This window comes from Marinobacterium sp. NO-S09 (genome assembly GCF_059179545.1).
The window spans coordinates 1,311,397-1,326,954 of sequence record NZ_CP168954.1; the positions used below are offsets into that span (position 1 = coordinate 1,311,397).

A 15,558-nucleotide genomic window follows, 5' to 3' on the forward strand; every position below is an offset into this window, starting at 1 on the left:
AGTATCGTTCAAAATTCGGCAGAGGAAAGTCGAGGCCAAAAAGAAGGGCCGGCAAATGCCGACCCTTGGTGGAGCTGAGCGTCAATCCGGAAAGGATTAGAGCGCTTCGATCTTGGCGTATTGCTCCTTGAGCTTGTCGTAAGCGGCCTGGGAGTCAGCGATCTTCTCTTTCTCCTTGGCGACAACTGCTTCAGGTGCATTGGCGACAAATTTAGCGTTGGACAGCTTGCCTTCGACGCGCTTGATCTCGCTGGTCAGGCGATCCAGCTCTTTCTGCAGACGGGACAGCTCGGCGTCCTTGTCGATCAGGCCGGCCATGGGCACCAGTACTTCCATCTTGCCAACCAGCTGAGTGGCGGCCATCGGCGCTTCATCGTCCGCTTCCAACCAGGTCAGGCTGCTCAGCTTGGCGAGCTTCTTGAGGAAGTTGGCGTTGGCTTCAAGACGCGCCTTGTCGTCGGCGCTGCCATGCTGGAACAGCACGTCCAGATCACGCGACGGCGGGATCTTCATCTCGCCACGGATGTTACGCACACCGGTGATCACGCCCTTGAGCCATTCGATATCGTTTTCGGCCTGAGTATCGACTTTGGCTTCGTCCGCAACCGGGTAGGGCATCAGCATCAGGGTTTCACCCTCGACACCGGCCAGTTCCTTGATGGACTGCCAGATCTCTTCGGTGATAAACGGCATCAAAGGATGGGTCAGGCGCAGGATCGCTTCCAGTACGCGCACCAGAGTACGGCGGGTACCACGCAAAGCTTCAGCAGAGGCGTTCTCGTCCCAGAGTACCGGCTTGGACAGCTCCAGGTACCAGTCGCAGTACTGGTTCCAGATGAAGTCGTACAGGGTCTGAGCCGCCAGATCGAAGCGGTATTCGTCCAGGTGTTTGGTAACGGTGGTTTCGGTGCGCTGCAGGGCACTGATGATCCAGCGGTCCGCAGTGGACAGCTCAACATCTCCACCGTTCTGGCCGCAGTCTTCACCTTCGGTGTTCATCTGCACGTAGCGGGCGGCGTTCCAGATCTTGTTACAGAAGTTGCGGTAACCTTCCAGACGCTTCATGTCCCAGTTGATGTCGCGACCGGTAGAGGCCAGCGCCGTCAGGGTGAAACGCAGGGCGTCGGTGCCGTGGGCGGCGATGCCTTCCGGGAACTGTTTCTCGGTGCGCTTGCCGATCTTTTCGGCCAGCTGCGGCTGCATCATGTTGCCGGTGCGTTTCTCGAGAAGGTCTTCCAGGCTGATGCCGTCGATCATGTCCAGCGGGTCGAGCACGTTGCCCTTGGACTTGGACATCTTGTCACCGTTCTCGTCTCGGATCAGACCGGTGACGTAGACGTTTTTGAAGGGTACCTGCGGTTTGCCATCTTCATCCTTCATGAAGTGCATGGTCATCATGATCATGCGCGCCACCCAGAAGAAGATGATGTCGAAGCCGGTAACCAGGGTATCGGTCGGGTGGAAGGTCTTCAGGCGCTCGGTGTCTTCCGGCCAGCCCAGGGTGCCGAAAGTCCAGAGCGCGGAGCTGAACCAGGTGTCGAGTACGTCGTCGTCCTGGCGCAGTTCCAGTTCCGGATCCAGGTTGTACTTCTGGCGTGCGGCTTCTTTATCGGCAGCCACGTAGACATTGCCTTCGTTGTCGTAGAAGGCCGGGATACGGTGACCCCACCACAGCTGACGGGAGATACACCAGTCCTGAATGTCACGCATCCAGGCGTAGTACATGTTTTCGTACTGCTTGGGCACGAACTTGATATCGCCGTTTTCAACCGCTTCGATCGCCGGCTTGGCCAGAGTCTTGGCATCGCAGAACCACTGGTCGGTCAGCATCGGCTCGATGACTACGCCGCCACGGTCGCCGTAGGGCACGGTCATGTTGTTTTCTTCGATCTTCACCAGCAGGCCGGCGGCTTCCATATCAGCCACGACAGCCTTACGCGCCGCGAAGCGCTCCAGACCCTGGTAGGCTTCCGGCAGGCTCGGATCGATTTCGCTGTTGTCGCTGCCATCAGTGTTGAACGTCTGGGCTTCCTTACGGATATGGCCGTCCAGCGTCAGCACGTTGATCATCGGCAGGCCACAGCGCTTGCCGACTTCGTTATCGTTGAAGTCGTGCGCCGGGGTGATCTTCACACAACCGGTGCCTTTCTCCATGTCGGCGTGTTCGTCGGCAACGATGGGGATACGACGGCCAACCAGCGGCAGCTCGACAAACTTGCCGATCAGGCTCTGATAGCGCTCGTCTTCCGGATTCACCGCCACACCGGTGTCGCCCAGCAGGGTTTCCGGACGGGTAGTACCGACCACGATGTGGTCTTCACCGGCAGCCGTTTTGACACCATCGGCCAGCGGGTAACGCAGGTACCACATCTTGCCTTTGACTTCGCGGTTCTCCACTTCCAGATCGGAGATGGCGGTGTGCAGTTTCGGGTCCCAGTTGACCAGGCGCTTGCCACGGTAGATCAGCTTGTCGTCGTAGAGGCGGATGAACACTTCCTGGACAGCACGGTAGAAACCGGAGTCCATGGTGAAACGCTCGGTGGGCCAGTCCACGGAGTTACCCAGACGGCGCATCTGGCGCGTGATGGTACCGCCGGATTCTTCCTTCCACTCCCAGATCTTTTCGATGAAGGCGTCACGGCCCAGGTCGTGGCGGGTCAGTTCCTGCTCCGCAGCCAGCTTGCGCTCTACTACCATCTGGGTAGCGATACCGGCGTGGTCGGTACCGACCTGCCACAGGGTGTTGCGGCCCTGCATGCGGCGGTAGCGGGTCAGCGCATCCATGATGGTGTGCTGGAACGCGTGGCCCATGTGCAGGCTGCCGGTGACGTTGGGCGGCGGGATCATGATGCTGTAGGCGTCGCCTTCACCGGAGGGGGCAAAGTAACCTTTCTCTTCCCAGGTCTGATACCAGGATTTCTCGATCTCGTGTGGCTGGTAGGTCTTATCCATTGGGGTCCGTATCTCTGATCTTGTGGCCGCTCGGGTGGCTGCCGCGGGCGCTCGCTGCATACGCTGTGGTACGGGGCGCCGGCAACTCGGTCGAAAACCGGACATTATACAGTCTGGGCATGGACGATGACAGGGCTGGAAGCCGCTTGCAGCACTGCAAAGCTGAGGCGACAATGACCCCCTGAGGAAGTGGGAGACACAATGAACGAGGGTGTTAAATCGTCAGCGCCGTTACTGGAAGACACAGGTTCAGGACTGCAGCTGAGCGGCAGCTGGACGCTGGCTCAACACGGCGTATTGAAGCGCCTTTTGGCAGCCACGCCAGCGCCTGATGCGGATATATCGCTGGAAGCGATAACCGAGCTGGATACGGCCGGTGCCACCCTGTTGGGCAAGTGGCTGGGCGTTGAGCGGCTGGGGAAGCTGGTACAGCAGCAAAACCTGACACCGGAGCGCCGGGCGCTACTGGAAACACTGGTCAAGGCGATGGGGCGGCCACAGCCAGAACCCCCGCCGGAGCCCGGTCGTATTACCCAGATGCTTGAGTTTCTGGGGCGTAACACCCAGAGCCTGGGGCAAAAGTGGTGGTTGCAGAGCGGCTTTATCGGTCTGGTTCTACAGGCAACACTGGGAATTATGTTCCGTCCGGCCCGTTGGCGCATGACGGCACTAGTGAACCAAATTCATCAAACCGGTTTTAATGCGGTGCCAATCGTTGCCTTGCTGACCTTTCTGGTGGGGGCTGTGGTTGCCTTCCTGGGCGCGACGGTCCTCAGCGAATTCGGGGCCGAAATCTACACCGTTAACCTGGTGGCCTACTCCTTCCTGCGTGAATTTGGTGTGCTGCTGACCGCAATCCTGCTGGCAGGCCGAACCGCCAGTGCCTTTACTGCCCAGATCGGTTCCATGAAGGCCAATGAGGAGCTGGATGCGCTGCGTACCCTGGGTCTGAACCCTATCGAGTTGCTGGTCATCCCCCGGGTGCTGGCGCTGATGCTGACCCTGCCGTTACTTACCTTTGTCGCCATTATTGCGGGCCTGACGGGTGGTGCGCTGGTATCCCTCGTATCGCTTGGAATTCCGTTGGATCAATATCTTGGCATTCTGGCCGATGTGGAACTCAGGCACTACCTGGTTGGTTTGGCCAAGGCGCCCATGTTCGCCTTCGTGGTGGCGACCATCGGTTGTCTGGAGGGTTTCAAGGTCAGTGGCAGTGCCGAGTCCGTGGGTCGGCACACCACCTCCAGCGTGGTGCAGTCTATCTTTATGGTCATCCTGCTGGATGCCCTGGCAGCAATGTTCTGCATGGAGATGGACTGGTGAGTCGAAAAAGCATCATTGAAGTGCGCGGCCTGTGTAACCGTTTTGGTCGCAATTCGGTCCATGAAAATCTTGATCTGGATCTGTACCGGGGTGAAATCCTCGGTGTTGTCGGCGGCTCGGGTACCGGTAAATCGGTATTGTTGCGCTCCATCGTTGGCCTGAATCGGCCTGTGGCCGGTGAGGTAACGCTATTCGGCCAGAACCTGCTGGCATTGCCGGCAGCCGAACGCTCTCGGCTTGAGCAGAGGTTGGGCGTTTTGTTTCAGGGGGGCGCCCTGTTCAGCTCACTGACGGTACGGGAAAATGTCGCCCTGCCGCTGGTCGAGCATGCGGGCCTGTCCCGCAAGGATGCCGAGGAACTGGCCGAGGTCAAACTGGCGCTGTCAGGTCTGGCACCGCATGCGGGTGACCTCTACCCTGCTTCTCTGTCCGGGGGCATGGTTAAACGTGCTTCGCTGGCGCGCGCGCTGGCACTGGACCCGGATGTGGTGTTCCTGGATGAGCCTACGGCAGGGCTTGATCCTATCGGTGCGGCCGCCTTTGATCAGTTGATACTGACCTTGAGGAATGCATTGGGCCTGACCGTATTCATGGTAACCCACGACCTGGACTCGCTCTGGACCGCCTGTGACCGCATCGCCGTGCTGTCACAAAAGCGTGTTCTGGTGGCTGATGAGCCGGCCAAAGTTGCTCAATACGACGATCCCTGGATTCGGGATTATTTCAACGGCCCGCGTGGCCGTGCTGCCTATCAGGCAGTGCAGGAGAGCTGATATGGAAACACGTGCACATCATGTCATTATCGGGTTGTTTACCCTGGTCGGTTTGTTGGCCGCCCTGGCGTTCGGGGTCTGGCTGGTAAAATCGGGCAAACAGCAGGAAACTCATGCCTATCGGGTGGTGTTCGAGGAAGCCGTCACCGGTCTGGTGGTGGGGAGCCTGGTGCAGTACAACGGTCTACGTGTGGGCGAAGTACGTCAGCTGCAGCTGGATCCCAAGAACCCGCGCCGCGTGTTGGCTGATGTTGAAGTCAGTGCCGCCACACCGATTAACCAGGCGACTCAGGCCCGTCTGGCCATCGCCAACATCACCGGTGCCGCCAATATTCTGTTGACCACGGATAACTCCCAGGCTCCTCCCATCGACCAGATGGCCGATGGCATGCCGGTCATTCTGGCCGAACCCTCGGCAATCGGCACGCTGCTGGGTAACAGTGAAACGCTGTTCAGTAACGTCAATGCGCTGGTTGAACGGGGTGCGGAGCTGATGTCGAAGGAAAACATCGATCGTATCGGCCGTATCATCCACAACCTGGAGCAGGTAACGGGCGAACTGGCCGAGTCTCGCACCGGTGTGGGTGAAACCCTGGATGAATTGACCCAGGCGGCGCGTGAGGCTCAGGCGGTGATGCGCGGTGCCCAGACCCTGTTGAGCCACGCGGATGAAATGCTGACACGTCAGGGCGGCCCTATGCTGGCGGAAGGGCAGCGTGCCATGCAGGCGCTGGCCAGTACCGGTGAGCAGCTGGATCAGCTATTGAGCCGCAATGGCGGTGCTTTGGACAAGGGCCTGCAGGGTGTCAGTGAAATCGGGCCGATGGTGCAGGAGATGCAGCGTAGCCTGAGTACTCTGAACCGCATACTCTCGCGCCTGGAAGACGATCCGGCCGGCTACCTGACCGGTCAGCCCCCCACCCGTGAATTTACACCCTGAGGATTCTGTTGATGAAAGCCCTGATATCTGCCGCTTTGCTGTCTGTACTGGCACTGTCTTCAGGTTGTAGTCTGCTGCCTGAGTCCGAACCAGTGCAGATCTGGCAGCTAAGCCCTGCTCCGGCAGTTGAGGAGCAGGGGCCTGAGTTGACCGGACTGCGTGTTCTGCGCCCCCAGTCTCAAGACCTGCTCAATGGTCGTCATATTCTGGTGGTGCCGGAAGGCGAACCGGTGAGCGTCTATGCCGATGCCCGCTGGAGTGCCATGATTCCCAATCTCTGGCGCGATTACCTGCTGGATGCACTGCAGCGGGATAGCCGTTTTGCCCGTGTCAGCAGTGAGGATGTCCGCGTTCAGGCCCGCTACGAGCTGGTGAGCCGGCTGGATGCCTTTCAGACCGAATATCGGGGGGGACAAGCGGAGGTGGTGATCCGCGGTTACCTGCAACTGGTACAAATGGACAGCCGCGAAGTGCTGGCTGAACGCCGAATGGATTTCAGGGAACCTGTACCGGGGGAGGCGTTGTCTGAGGTAGTGACAACCTATTCTGGTCTGATGGCCCGACAGAGCGATGAAATTCGCCGCTGGTTGCTGGAGGCGGCCACAGCCAAGACTTCAGTTTCCCAGCCCTGAGCACCGGCGTAAAGCCTGCACACCGAACAATGATGTAGAGGTACCCGATGAGTAACAAGACACTGACCCCGGAAGAGCAGTACGTCATTCTGCAGAAAGGCACCGAACGGCCTTTTACCGGCAAGTACAATGAACACTTCGAGACTGGTGTCTATGCCTGCAAGCAGTGTGGGGCTCACCTGTACCGCTCGGAAGACAAGTTTCCCTCCCATTGTGGCTGGCCCAGCTTTGATGATGAGATAGAAGGCGCGGTTCGCCGCGAGGTTGATGCCGATGGCCGCCGTATTGAAATCCTCTGCGCCAACTGTGATGGCCACCTGGGCCATGTGTTCGAAGGTGAAATGCTGACCCGCAAAAATGTGCGTCACTGCGTCAACTCCATCTCCATGGATTTTATCAGTGCTGAAGAATTGGCCCAGCAGCAGGGCGGCAGCCTGCAAACCGCCTATTTTGCCGGCGGCTGCTTCTGGGGTGTCGAGCACCTGATGCAGCAACAGCCGGGTGTGATTTCCGTGGTCTCCGGTTACATGGGGGGGCATGTGGATAACCCGAGCTACGAACAGGTGTGCAGTAAACAGACCGGCCATCTGGAAGCGGTGGAAGTACTTTACGATCCGTCCCAGGTGGATTTCGAAACACTGGCCAAACTGTTCTTCGAGATTCACGATCCGACCCAGGAAGACGGCCAGGGCCCGGACCTGGGGCCACAGTATGGCTCCGCCATCTTTGTCCATAATGATGAAGAGCGGGGAGTCAGTGAAAAGCTGATTGCGCTGCTGGAAAATCAGGGGCTGGATGTGGTGACCCGTGTATTGCCGATGGCGCAGTTCTGGCGTGCGGAAGAGTTCCATCAGGACTATTACGTGCGCACCGGCAAGGTGCCGTACTGCCACCGTTACCAGAAGCGGTTTTAACTCTGACGACCGAAGCAAAGGCTGCTGTCTACACCTGTAGAGGGCAGCCGTAAGGGGGGAGTGATGGCCAGGATCCCGCATCCCGACGATCCGGAAGATGTAAAACGAAGCGATGCGTACCGGCAATCCCGACGCAAAGCGGATGAGTATAAAACTGACCCCGAAAAACTCGGTTCGCTGCTTCAAAATGCGCAGAAAAAGGCGCAGGGAAAACGCGGTAAGCTGAAAGAGGTTTGGGACCAGCTGCAGGCGGGTTTTCGACTGATCAAGGCCTATGCCAAGGGGGAGTATCAGGAAATTCCCTGGTCATCCATGGGATTACTGATTGCCTCGGTGGCCTATTTCGTCATGCCGGTCGACCTGGTGCTCGACTGGCTGCCCTTGGCAGGTTATCTGGACGATGCGGCCCTGCTTGCCTGGACATTTCAGTCGATAGCCAGGGATATTGATGCCTTTCTGCTCTGGGAAGCGGAGCAACCTTCCGGGCAAGACACCTCTACTCGCTCTGCAACGCCAACACCGGATTAAGCCTTGCGGCACGTCGCGCCGGCAGCACGCCGGATACCAGACCGACCAGAGCCGACAACATCAATGCCAATAATAGATAGAACGGATCCAGCTGAATCGGCAGGGTGGGCAATGAGAGTGCCATCCCGCCCAAGGCCAGGCCGCTGACCAGTATGCCCACGACGCCGCCAACCAGCGCCAACAGGGTGGCTTCGCCCAGAAACAGCCACATGATCTGGCGTTGAGTGGCGCCCAGCGCGCGCATTAACCCGATCTCTGCACGCCGTTCCTGCACGCTGGTGACCATGATGGTGATGATGCCGATGGCACCCACAACCAGCGAGATCCCGCCTAATCCGCCAATAGCCAGTGTCAGCACGGCAAGAATACGATCCAGGCTTTTGAGCATTTCGTCCTGAGTGATCAGTGAAAAGTCTTCACCACCGTGGCGCGCGATCAGGCGTTGGCTGACTTGCTGTGCCATGGCATCGGCACTGATACCGGGGCGATAGGTGACATCGATTTCCATCAGGCCGGTGCGGTTGAACAGGCTCAGCGCACGCTCCACGGGGATATAGACAATGTCGTCCAGGTCAAAGCCCAGCATCTGACCCTTGGCAGCCATAATGCCGACGACACGGTAGCGCTCGCCACCGACCCGGATGAATTGCCCCAGTGCCGTCTGTTCGCCAAACAGTTCCTGTTTGACCTTGTGCCCCAGTACAGCCCAAGGCTGTGGATAACCTCCACGGCTGTCCGGGAGAAAGCGGCCACGAGCGACTTCAAAGCGCCAGGCGCTGGCCATTTCATTGCCGGTACCGATGATATCGGTGTAGCGCACGCGACGGCCGAATTCGATGGCACCGCTGCCCTGCACCACAGGCACCACATATTCCACGTAGGGCAGGCTACGCAGGCTGTCTGCATCGGATACCAGTAAGGGGCGGGTGCTGGCCAACAAACCGCCGGTGCCGCCGGTCTGTGATTTGCCGGGGTTGATAGCGATGATACGGCTGCCGAACTGGGAGAAGTTTTCCAGTACATAGAGGCGCAGCCCTTCGCCCAGTGTGGTCAGCAATACAACGGCGCAGATGCCGATGGCGATGCCCAGTACGGTTAGGCTGGAGCGCATGCGGCTGGCCTTGAGTGTGCGCAGAGTGAGGCGCAGATAATCAGCGCTGCGCATGAGTGAGTCCTTTCAACGCCAGAACCGGTGGCAGCCGTGCGGCCTTGCGTGCCGGCAGCCAGGCAAAAATCAGCGCCACACCAATGGCCAATAACAGGGCGCCGACCAGTGCCCAAACGGGCACCGACACCGGAAATTGCGGCCACAACCAATGGCCGGTCCAGAGCAGCCCATAACCGATAGCCATACCGATGGCGGCTCCGAGCAGGGTCATCATAAGGGCTTCACTGAGGAACAACCGGTGGACCTGACGCTCACTGGCGCCCAGCGCCTTGAGCAGGCCAATTTCGGCCGTCCGCTGGCTGACGCTGATCAGGGTGATGTTCATGATCAGAATGCCGGCCACCACCAGGCTAATGGCGGCAATGGCCCCGACGGCCAGCGTCAACAGTTGCAGTATCTCGTCAAATACACCCAGCAGACTGTCCTGAGTAATCAGCGTGATGTCGCGCTCGCCTTGATGCCGGGCCTGGATCAGATCTAGAATCGAAGGCTTGATGCTGTCGATCAGCTCCAGATGTTGCACCTGAACAAAGAGGCGAAACAGGCCCTGGGTATTGAACAGTTGCTGGGCGCTGGCCACGGGAATCAGCACGCTATCGCTCAGGTCGGTGCCCAGTGACACGCCGCGTGATTCCAGCACGCCGATAACACGACAGCGACGGTCGCCGGTTCTGAGCCAGCGACCCAACACCGGCTGCTGGTCAAACAGGCTGGTACGGACTTCGGGGCCGATAACACAGATCGACTCGGCTCGATCCAGAGGCATGTCAGGCAGCACGCGGCCTTGCTCAGTAATGAGCTGGCGCATGCGGAACAGCTCGGCACTGGTACCGACCACCATCAGTTCCCGGTTGCGGCCCTGTGCCTCCACTTCGGTCAGCCCCACAATCAGGGGTGCCACCGCCTGTACACCCGGCAGTTTCAACAAGGCTTCTGCGTCGCCCAACGTCAGGTCGCGGGTGCCTTCACCGGTCAAGGGAGGCAGGCCGCCGCTGGTTTCCTTGCGGCCGGGTAAAATGATCAACACGTCGTTGCCCAGCAGGTTGAATTCATTCAGGACAAAACGGCGGGCACCTTCGCCCATACCGGTGAGTAAAAGTACGGCGGCCACGCCCACTGCGGTGGCCAGCAGGGTCATCAGGGTACGGAACCACTGCCCAGTCAGCAGGCGGCCGTTGAAGTGAAGCAGGTCAAGCGTGCGCATCCTGCTCGTCCTTCAAAAGCTGACCATCCTGCATCCACAGGCGACGTCGGGCGCGTCGACCCATAGCGGCATCGTGGGTGACCATAATGAGGGTTATCCCTTCGGTGTTGAGCTCTTCCAGCAGTTCGATGACGTCATTGCCGGAGTGGCTGTCCAGGTTGCCGGTGGGTTCATCGGCCAGCAGGAGCTGAGGTTTGCGGATCACCGCGCGGGCGATGGCAACGCGTTGGCGCTGGCCCCCTGAGAGCTGGTGCGGCAGGTGCTCTGCATGACGCTCCAGTCCCAACCGCTGCAGCAGTTCATTCACTCGGGGGCGGCGCTCTGAAGGTGCCGTACCGTTGAGTAACAGCGGCAGTTCGATATTTTCCCGTGCGCTCAGGCGGTCGATCAGATGATAGGCCTGAAACACGAAACCGATACGGCGGTTACGTTCCGCAGCCCGGCCTTCTTCCGACAGTGCGGTCATTTCCAGCTCATCGAGCCAGTACTTTCCACTGTCGGGCTGGTCCAGCAGGCCCAGCATGTTGAGCAGGGTAGACTTGCCGGAGCCGGAAGGTCCCATGACGGAGAGGTACTCACCGGCGTTGATGCTCAGGTCCACATGATCCAGCGCCTGCACCGGCTCATCGCCCAGCTGGTAGCGTTTGCACAGCTGCTGCAGTCGGATCATGACGCCGGTACCACCCGTGCACCGGCTTCGGCCCCTTCGGCATCCAGGGATTGCAAAATGCGATCACCGGCCTCAAGGCCGGATATAATCTCGGTCCAGGTCCAGTTCCCCAGTCCGGTCTCGACTTCGACGAATTCCAGGGTGCCGTCCGCTTCATTGTACTTCAGTACCCGGTTGCCCTGCAGCAGGGTTTCGGTGGGGGCGCGCAGCACGCCATCACGGCGTTCGATAATCACTTCGATATCGGCACTGTAACCGACCAGCAAATGCGCATCTTCAGGCGGCGGGGTAAAACGCACATCCACGTCTACGGTACGGGCCTGCTTTTCCAGCTCGGATACAAAGGGGGCGATACGTTGCAATTCGCCCTCGAAGCTGCGGCCACGGAAGGCATCCAGGGTGATGCGAACGGGTTGTCCCACCTGAAGACGGGCCGCTTCCACCTCATCGATGGGGGCGCGTACATAGAGACAGCTGTCATCAATCAGGTCCACGGCCGGGGGAGTCGGCACGCCGGGGGGCGATGGGGTGACGTATTCGCCGACTTCACCGTTGATCTCGGCGGCCACGCCTGCGAAGGGTGCCTTGAGTATGCGGTCTTCCAGTAATACCTGATGCAGCTTCAGAGTGGCGCGGGCCTGTTCACTCATCGCACGAGCCTCGTCGCAGGCCAGTGCGGTTCGGCGGGCTTCGGTCTGGCGTTGATCCAGCATCTCTTCCGAGGCCAGTCTGTCCCGCGCCAGGCGTTCGGCTCGCTGTGCTTCACGCTGCGCCAGTGCGGCGGTATTGCAGGCGCCTCTGGCCTGGATCTCCCGTGCCTTGAGGGTGGCGGTCACCTCTTCGACCCGTGCTTTGAGATCATCACTCCAGAGTGTCAACAGGGCTTCACCGGCTTTTACCCGGTCGCCTTCCTGTACCAGCAGCTCATCGACCCGTCCGCCCTGGGGCATGGACAGGCGTGAGCGGCGGCAGGCTTTAATGGTGCCGGCACGACTGTTGGCGGCAATCTGCTCCACCGGGCCGGGCGACAGCTCGGTCAGTCGGACACGGACGGGGTCGGGACGGTTGAGGAAAAAGAGGGCTGCGGCCACCAGGGCCAGAACCAGCAGGCTTGTGAACAGCGTCTTCATGCGGCTTCGCTCCTTGCTCTACCGATGCAGTATAGGAGAGTGCGCTGGTCGCTGAGTTGATAAGGCTCAACCGCGCTGGCGCATATCCGTGCGATGCAGCTCAATGCCGCGATCACGGCAGCGGGCATAGTTGTCGCGGGTGGCGGCCAGCACCTCGGGGGTCTGAACCACAATTTCCACGATACGCTCGAAATCGAAGGCGGCATCCGGCAGTTTGGCAGACAGGTTGACGAACACCTGGCGGTGCTCGGGCAGCTGCTCGCCCCAGCCGATTTCGATGGGCGATTCCGGGGTGTTGCCCAGCAGGACATGGGGCACAAAGCTGTCGGGCCTTGCACTCCAGAGTTGCTGGTCGAGGCGGCGAGCATCGCTTTCGTGCTCGGTACTGATGAAGACCCTGAGGCCAAGCCCCAGGATCTTGTCACACAGCCGGCACAGAAAAGCGGCCCGGCTGTCCGGGTCGCTGTCTGGCAGGATGTAGTAGTCGGCGCGGGACAAATCAGGCCTCGTGCGTGTGGTCGTGCTCGTCCACTTCGACCTGCTCGGCCAGGTCCAGCAGGTACTGGCTCAGCAGCGGAACGCAGCGACCGGTTGCCCCTTTTTCCTTGCCACTGCTGTTCCAGGCAACGCCGGCAATATCCAGATGCGCCCAGCGGTACTCTTCGGTGAAGCGGGACAGGAAGCAGGCAGCGGTAATGGTGCCGGCCGGACGACCCCCAATGTTGGCAATATCGGCAAAGTTGGAGTCCAGCTGTTCCTGGAACTCGTCCCACAGCGGCAGCGGCCAGCCACGGTCGGAGGCATAGTCACCGGAATCCATCAGCGCGCCGGCCAGTTCCTTGTCGTTGGACAGGATGCCGGTGGCATGGTGACCCAGGGCGATGATACAGGCGCCGGTAAGGGTGGCGATATCCACCATGGTTTCCGGCTCGTAGTTACGACCGGCATAGGTCAGGGCATCACACAGCACCAGACGTCCTTCGGCGTCGGTATTGAGGATTTCCACGGTCTGGCCGGACATGGTAGTGACCACGTCGCCAGGCTTGGTGGCCTGGCTGCCCGGCATGTTCTCGGCGGCGGCAACCACACCGACTACATTCAGCGGCAGCTGCATTTCGGCCACGGCTTCCATGGCACCGAATACGCTGGCAGCGCCGCACATGTCGAATTTCATTTCGTCCATGCCTGCGCCCGGCTTGAGGCTGATGCCACCGGTATCGAAGGTGATGCCCTTGCCGACCAGTACATGCGGTTTTTCGCCGGTTTCACCACCGTTGTATTCCATCACGATCAGGCGTGAGGGCTGGGCGCTGCCACGGCCCACGGCCAGCAGACAGTTCATGCCCAGCTCGGCCATTGCATCTTCGTCGAGAATCTTGGTGTGGATGTCGTCAAATTCTTCCGCCAGTGCTTCGGCGCGTTCAGCCAGGTAGGTCGGGGTGCAGATGTTGCCCGGCAGGTTACCCAGTTCACGGGCGGTGCTGACGCCATTGGCGATGGCGACACCATCCAGCAGGGCGCCTTCGCCCAGCTCGGTGTCATCTTCGCTCAGCAGAATCTGAATATTCTCCAGCTTGATCGGGTCAGACTTTTTGCTCTTGGTTTCATCATACTGATAGAACTCGGCAGAGACCCATTCCACCAGCTGGCGGGTAGCGCGGTACACATCGTCGCGGTAGCTGGCGCAGCCGTCGAAGGCGAAAGTTACTGAGCTGATGCCGGACTTCTTCAGGCTGGCGGTGATGCCCTTGAGCATTTTGCGGTAGTGGCGGTCCTTGCGCTCCTTGGCAGTGCCCAGGCCGACCAGCAGCACTCGGCGTGCTTTCACACCCGGTACCTTGAACAGCATCAGCTGCTCACCGGCCTTGCCGGAGATGTCGCCGCTATTGACCAGCTCGGTCAGATAGCCGTTGGCGGCCTGGTCGACGGCAGCGGCAGAGGGGCAAAGCGTACCCTCGGCTTCCAGAGCTACTACGAGGCATTCGGTTTCCAGTGCGGTAACACTGCCGTTAATAATCTCAAAATCCATGACGACTCCGTACAAGACCAAGACATTGCAAACTGATTGCGCGATAATGCGCCGATTCAAGGTCGACCAGCCACTGATGGCAGTGGTGAGGTCACGATCGGGCGCGTCCTATCACGATTTGTACCGCGCACTATAAACCATTTCTCCGATTGGAAACCATGGCGGCGAAAGGGAATCTGTTTTGATCATCTTCCGATATCTGGCCCGTGAGGTGCTGGTCTCAACTACCGCGGTTACTGCGGTTCTGCTGCTGATTATCAGCAGTGCTCGCCTGATCAAGTATCTGGCGGAGGCGGCGACGGGCAAGCTGGACGCCAGCTTTGTATTTCTTGTCATGTTCTGGCGTATACCGGGCTTTCTGGAATTGCTGCTGCCGCTGGGCCTGTTTCTTGGCATCCTGCTGGCACTGGGGCGCCTGTATCTCGACAGCGAGATGGTTGTATTAAGGGCCTGCGGCATCAGCCAACGACGTCTGGTGCTCTATACCTTGGGGCCGGCATCGCTGGTGGCGGGGCTGGTGGCCCTGTTGTCGCTCTGGGTCGCACCCATGGGGGCAGCCAAAACGGAGGCTATTCTGCAGGTGCAGGAGTCCCGTAGTGAGCTGGAAATGCTCACGCCGGGCCGTTTCCTGTCGCAGACCCGCGGGCGTCAGGTGACCTATGCCGAATCCTATGATGCCGAAGCCGACGAGCTGCGTGACGTATTTATTGCCCAGCGTGATGAAAACGGCCAGCCGGTGGTGCTCATGGCCAGTCGTGCCCAGCGCCAGGATATTGCCAACTACGATGGCCGTTTTCTGGTACTGGAAGACGGTTATCGCTATGACGGTGAGCCCGGGCTGTCGGATTACAGTCGCACCGGCTATGATCGCTACGGCATCCGTCTGCCGGAAGCGGAGCTGGTAACCGAGATTACGGAGCTGGATGCACTCTCCACCCCGACTCTGATGCAGGCGGAAGATCCCTCCCATCAGGCTCGTCTGCACTGGCGCCTGTCCCTGCCGGTACTGGCGTTCATTGTCACCCTGATTGCGGTGCCCATGAGCAAGACCAACCCTCGGCAGGGACGCTTTGCCAAGCTGATTCCATCGATTGTGGTGTACCTGCTGTATCTGTCGCTGCTGACCAGTACCCGTTCGGCGGTGGAAGAGGGCGAGCAGTCGGTATGGCTGCTGTGGGTGATTCATGGTGGCTTCCTGCTGTTTGCCGCCAACCTGATTCTGGCAGAGCATTTCTGGATGCGGGTGCGTAACCGCCTGCCGTCACTGCCACGACTGCGCAGGAAGGAGGCGTGAT

General features: G+C 59.7%; 14 protein-coding genes. 7 read left to right on the plus strand and 7 right to left on the minus strand.

From position 1 onward, the window contains the following. Positions 1 to 96: 96 nt before the first annotated feature. On the minus strand, positions 97 to 2,952 hold the full coding sequence (locus O3C79_RS06175) for a valine--tRNA ligase (protein WP_494385221.1): 2,856 nt from the start codon (positions 2,950 to 2,952) through the stop codon (positions 97 to 99). 201 nt (positions 2,953 to 3,153) lie between these two features. Between O3C79_RS06175 and O3C79_RS06180 the strand changes: the two genes are divergently transcribed. From O3C79_RS06180 to O3C79_RS06205, 6 genes are all read left to right on the plus strand, one after another. After that, positions 3,154 to 4,275, plus strand: coding sequence for an MlaE family ABC transporter permease (locus tag O3C79_RS06180; protein WP_494385222.1), 1,122 nt, complete (start codon positions 3,154 to 3,156; stop codon positions 4,273 to 4,275). Next, the gene (locus O3C79_RS06185) at positions 4,272 to 5,048 is read left to right on the plus strand and encodes an ABC transporter ATP-binding protein (protein WP_494385223.1); all 777 of its coding nucleotides are present in this window, start codon (positions 4,272 to 4,274) and stop codon (positions 5,046 to 5,048) included. The genes O3C79_RS06180 and O3C79_RS06185 overlap by 4 nt, the downstream gene beginning before the upstream one ends. Position 5,049: 1 nt before the next feature. Next, positions 5,050 to 5,988 carry an MlaD family protein gene (locus tag O3C79_RS06190; RefSeq protein ID WP_494385224.1) on the plus strand — a complete coding sequence of 313 codons (939 nt, stop codon included), beginning with the start codon at positions 5,050 to 5,052 and terminating at the stop codon, positions 5,986 to 5,988. Positions 5,989 to 5,999: 11 nt separating this feature from the next. Continuing rightward, positions 6,000 to 6,620 carry an ABC-type transport auxiliary lipoprotein family protein gene (locus tag O3C79_RS06195; protein ID WP_010322556.1) on the plus strand — a complete coding sequence of 207 codons (621 nt, stop codon included), beginning with the start codon at positions 6,000 to 6,002 and terminating at the stop codon, positions 6,618 to 6,620. Positions 6,621 to 6,667: 47 nt separating this feature from the next. Beyond that, positions 6,668 to 7,534 carry a bifunctional methionine sulfoxide reductase B/A protein gene (locus tag O3C79_RS06200; RefSeq protein ID WP_494385225.1) on the plus strand — a complete coding sequence of 289 codons (867 nt, stop codon included), beginning with the start codon at positions 6,668 to 6,670 and terminating at the stop codon, positions 7,532 to 7,534. Positions 7,535 to 7,597: 63 nt separating this feature from the next. Continuing rightward, positions 7,598 to 8,062, plus strand: coding sequence for a YkvA family protein (locus tag O3C79_RS06205; RefSeq protein ID WP_494385226.1), 465 nt, complete (start codon positions 7,598 to 7,600; stop codon positions 8,060 to 8,062). Here the strand turns inward: O3C79_RS06205 and O3C79_RS06210 are convergent. The 6 genes from O3C79_RS06210 to O3C79_RS06235 all read right to left on the minus strand — a co-directional run bounded on the left by O3C79_RS06210 (position 8,031) and on the right by O3C79_RS06235 (position 14,263). Beyond that, complete coding sequence (locus O3C79_RS06210) at positions 8,031 to 9,227, minus strand: ABC transporter permease (protein WP_494385227.1); 1,197 nt, start codon at positions 9,225 to 9,227, stop codon at positions 8,031 to 8,033. The genes O3C79_RS06205 and O3C79_RS06210 overlap by 32 nt on opposite strands. Next, positions 9,214 to 10,434: an ABC transporter permease gene (locus O3C79_RS06215; protein ID WP_494385228.1), complete on the minus strand. Its 1,221-nt coding sequence runs from the start codon at positions 10,432 to 10,434 to the stop codon at positions 9,214 to 9,216. Before O3C79_RS06215 ends, O3C79_RS06210 begins: the two co-directional genes overlap by 14 nt. After that, on the minus strand, positions 10,421 to 11,104 hold the full coding sequence (locus O3C79_RS06220) for an ABC transporter ATP-binding protein (RefSeq protein ID WP_494385229.1): 684 nt from the start codon (positions 11,102 to 11,104) through the stop codon (positions 10,421 to 10,423). Before O3C79_RS06220 ends, O3C79_RS06215 begins: the two co-directional genes overlap by 14 nt. Then, positions 11,101 to 12,234, minus strand: a complete 1,134-nt coding sequence (locus O3C79_RS06225) for an efflux RND transporter periplasmic adaptor subunit (RefSeq protein WP_494385230.1) — start codon at positions 12,232 to 12,234, stop codon at positions 11,101 to 11,103. The genes O3C79_RS06220 and O3C79_RS06225 overlap by 4 nt, the downstream gene beginning before the upstream one ends. Before the next feature lie 66 nt (positions 12,235 to 12,300). Then, a complete protein-coding gene (locus tag O3C79_RS06230) occupies positions 12,301 to 12,732 on the minus strand; it encodes a DNA polymerase III subunit chi (protein WP_494385231.1) in 432 nt (143 codons plus the stop codon). A gap of 1 nt (position 12,733) precedes the next feature. Further along, entirely contained in the window at positions 12,734 to 14,263 is a 1,530-nt protein-coding gene (locus tag O3C79_RS06235) for a leucyl aminopeptidase (protein WP_494385232.1), read from the minus strand. Positions 14,264 to 14,444: 181 nt separating this feature from the next. Between O3C79_RS06235 and lptF the strand changes: the two genes are divergently transcribed. Continuing rightward, positions 14,445 to 15,557 (plus strand): LPS export ABC transporter permease LptF, encoded by a 1,113-nt coding sequence (gene lptF, locus O3C79_RS06240; RefSeq protein WP_494385233.1) that lies wholly within the window; start codon positions 14,445 to 14,447, stop codon positions 15,555 to 15,557. The last annotated feature ends 1 nt before the right edge of the window (position 15,558 follow it).

What these genes read in the sequence shown, in the direction of transcription:
- O3C79_RS06175 (WP_494385221.1), bottom strand. Translation starts at nt 2,952, where the DNA reads ATGGATAAGACCTACCAGCCACACGAGATCGAGAAATCCTGGTATCAG.
- O3C79_RS06180 (WP_494385222.1), top strand. Translation starts at nt 3,154, where the DNA reads ATGAACGAGGGTGTTAAATCGTCAGCGCCGTTACTGGAAGACACAGGT.
- O3C79_RS06190 (WP_494385224.1), top strand. Translation starts at nt 5,050, where the DNA reads ATGGAAACACGTGCACATCATGTCATTATCGGGTTGTTTACCCTGGTC.
- O3C79_RS06195 (WP_010322556.1), top strand. Translation starts at nt 6,000, where the DNA reads ATGAAAGCCCTGATATCTGCCGCTTTGCTGTCTGTACTGGCACTGTCT.
- O3C79_RS06200 (WP_494385225.1), top strand. Translation starts at nt 6,668, where the DNA reads ATGAGTAACAAGACACTGACCCCGGAAGAGCAGTACGTCATTCTGCAG.
- O3C79_RS06205 (WP_494385226.1), top strand. Translation starts at nt 7,598, where the DNA reads ATGGCCAGGATCCCGCATCCCGACGATCCGGAAGATGTAAAACGAAGC.
- O3C79_RS06210 (WP_494385227.1), bottom strand. Translation starts at nt 9,227, where the DNA reads ATGCGCAGCGCTGATTATCTGCGCCTCACTCTGCGCACACTCAAGGCC.
- O3C79_RS06215 (WP_494385228.1), bottom strand. Translation starts at nt 10,434, where the DNA reads ATGCGCACGCTTGACCTGCTTCACTTCAACGGCCGCCTGCTGACTGGG.
- O3C79_RS06220 (WP_494385229.1), bottom strand. Translation starts at nt 11,104, where the DNA reads ATGATCCGACTGCAGCAGCTGTGCAAACGCTACCAGCTGGGCGATGAG.
- O3C79_RS06225 (WP_494385230.1), bottom strand. Translation starts at nt 12,234, where the DNA reads ATGAAGACGCTGTTCACAAGCCTGCTGGTTCTGGCCCTGGTGGCCGCA.
- O3C79_RS06235 (WP_494385232.1), bottom strand. Translation starts at nt 14,263, where the DNA reads ATGGATTTTGAGATTATTAACGGCAGTGTTACCGCACTGGAAACCGAA.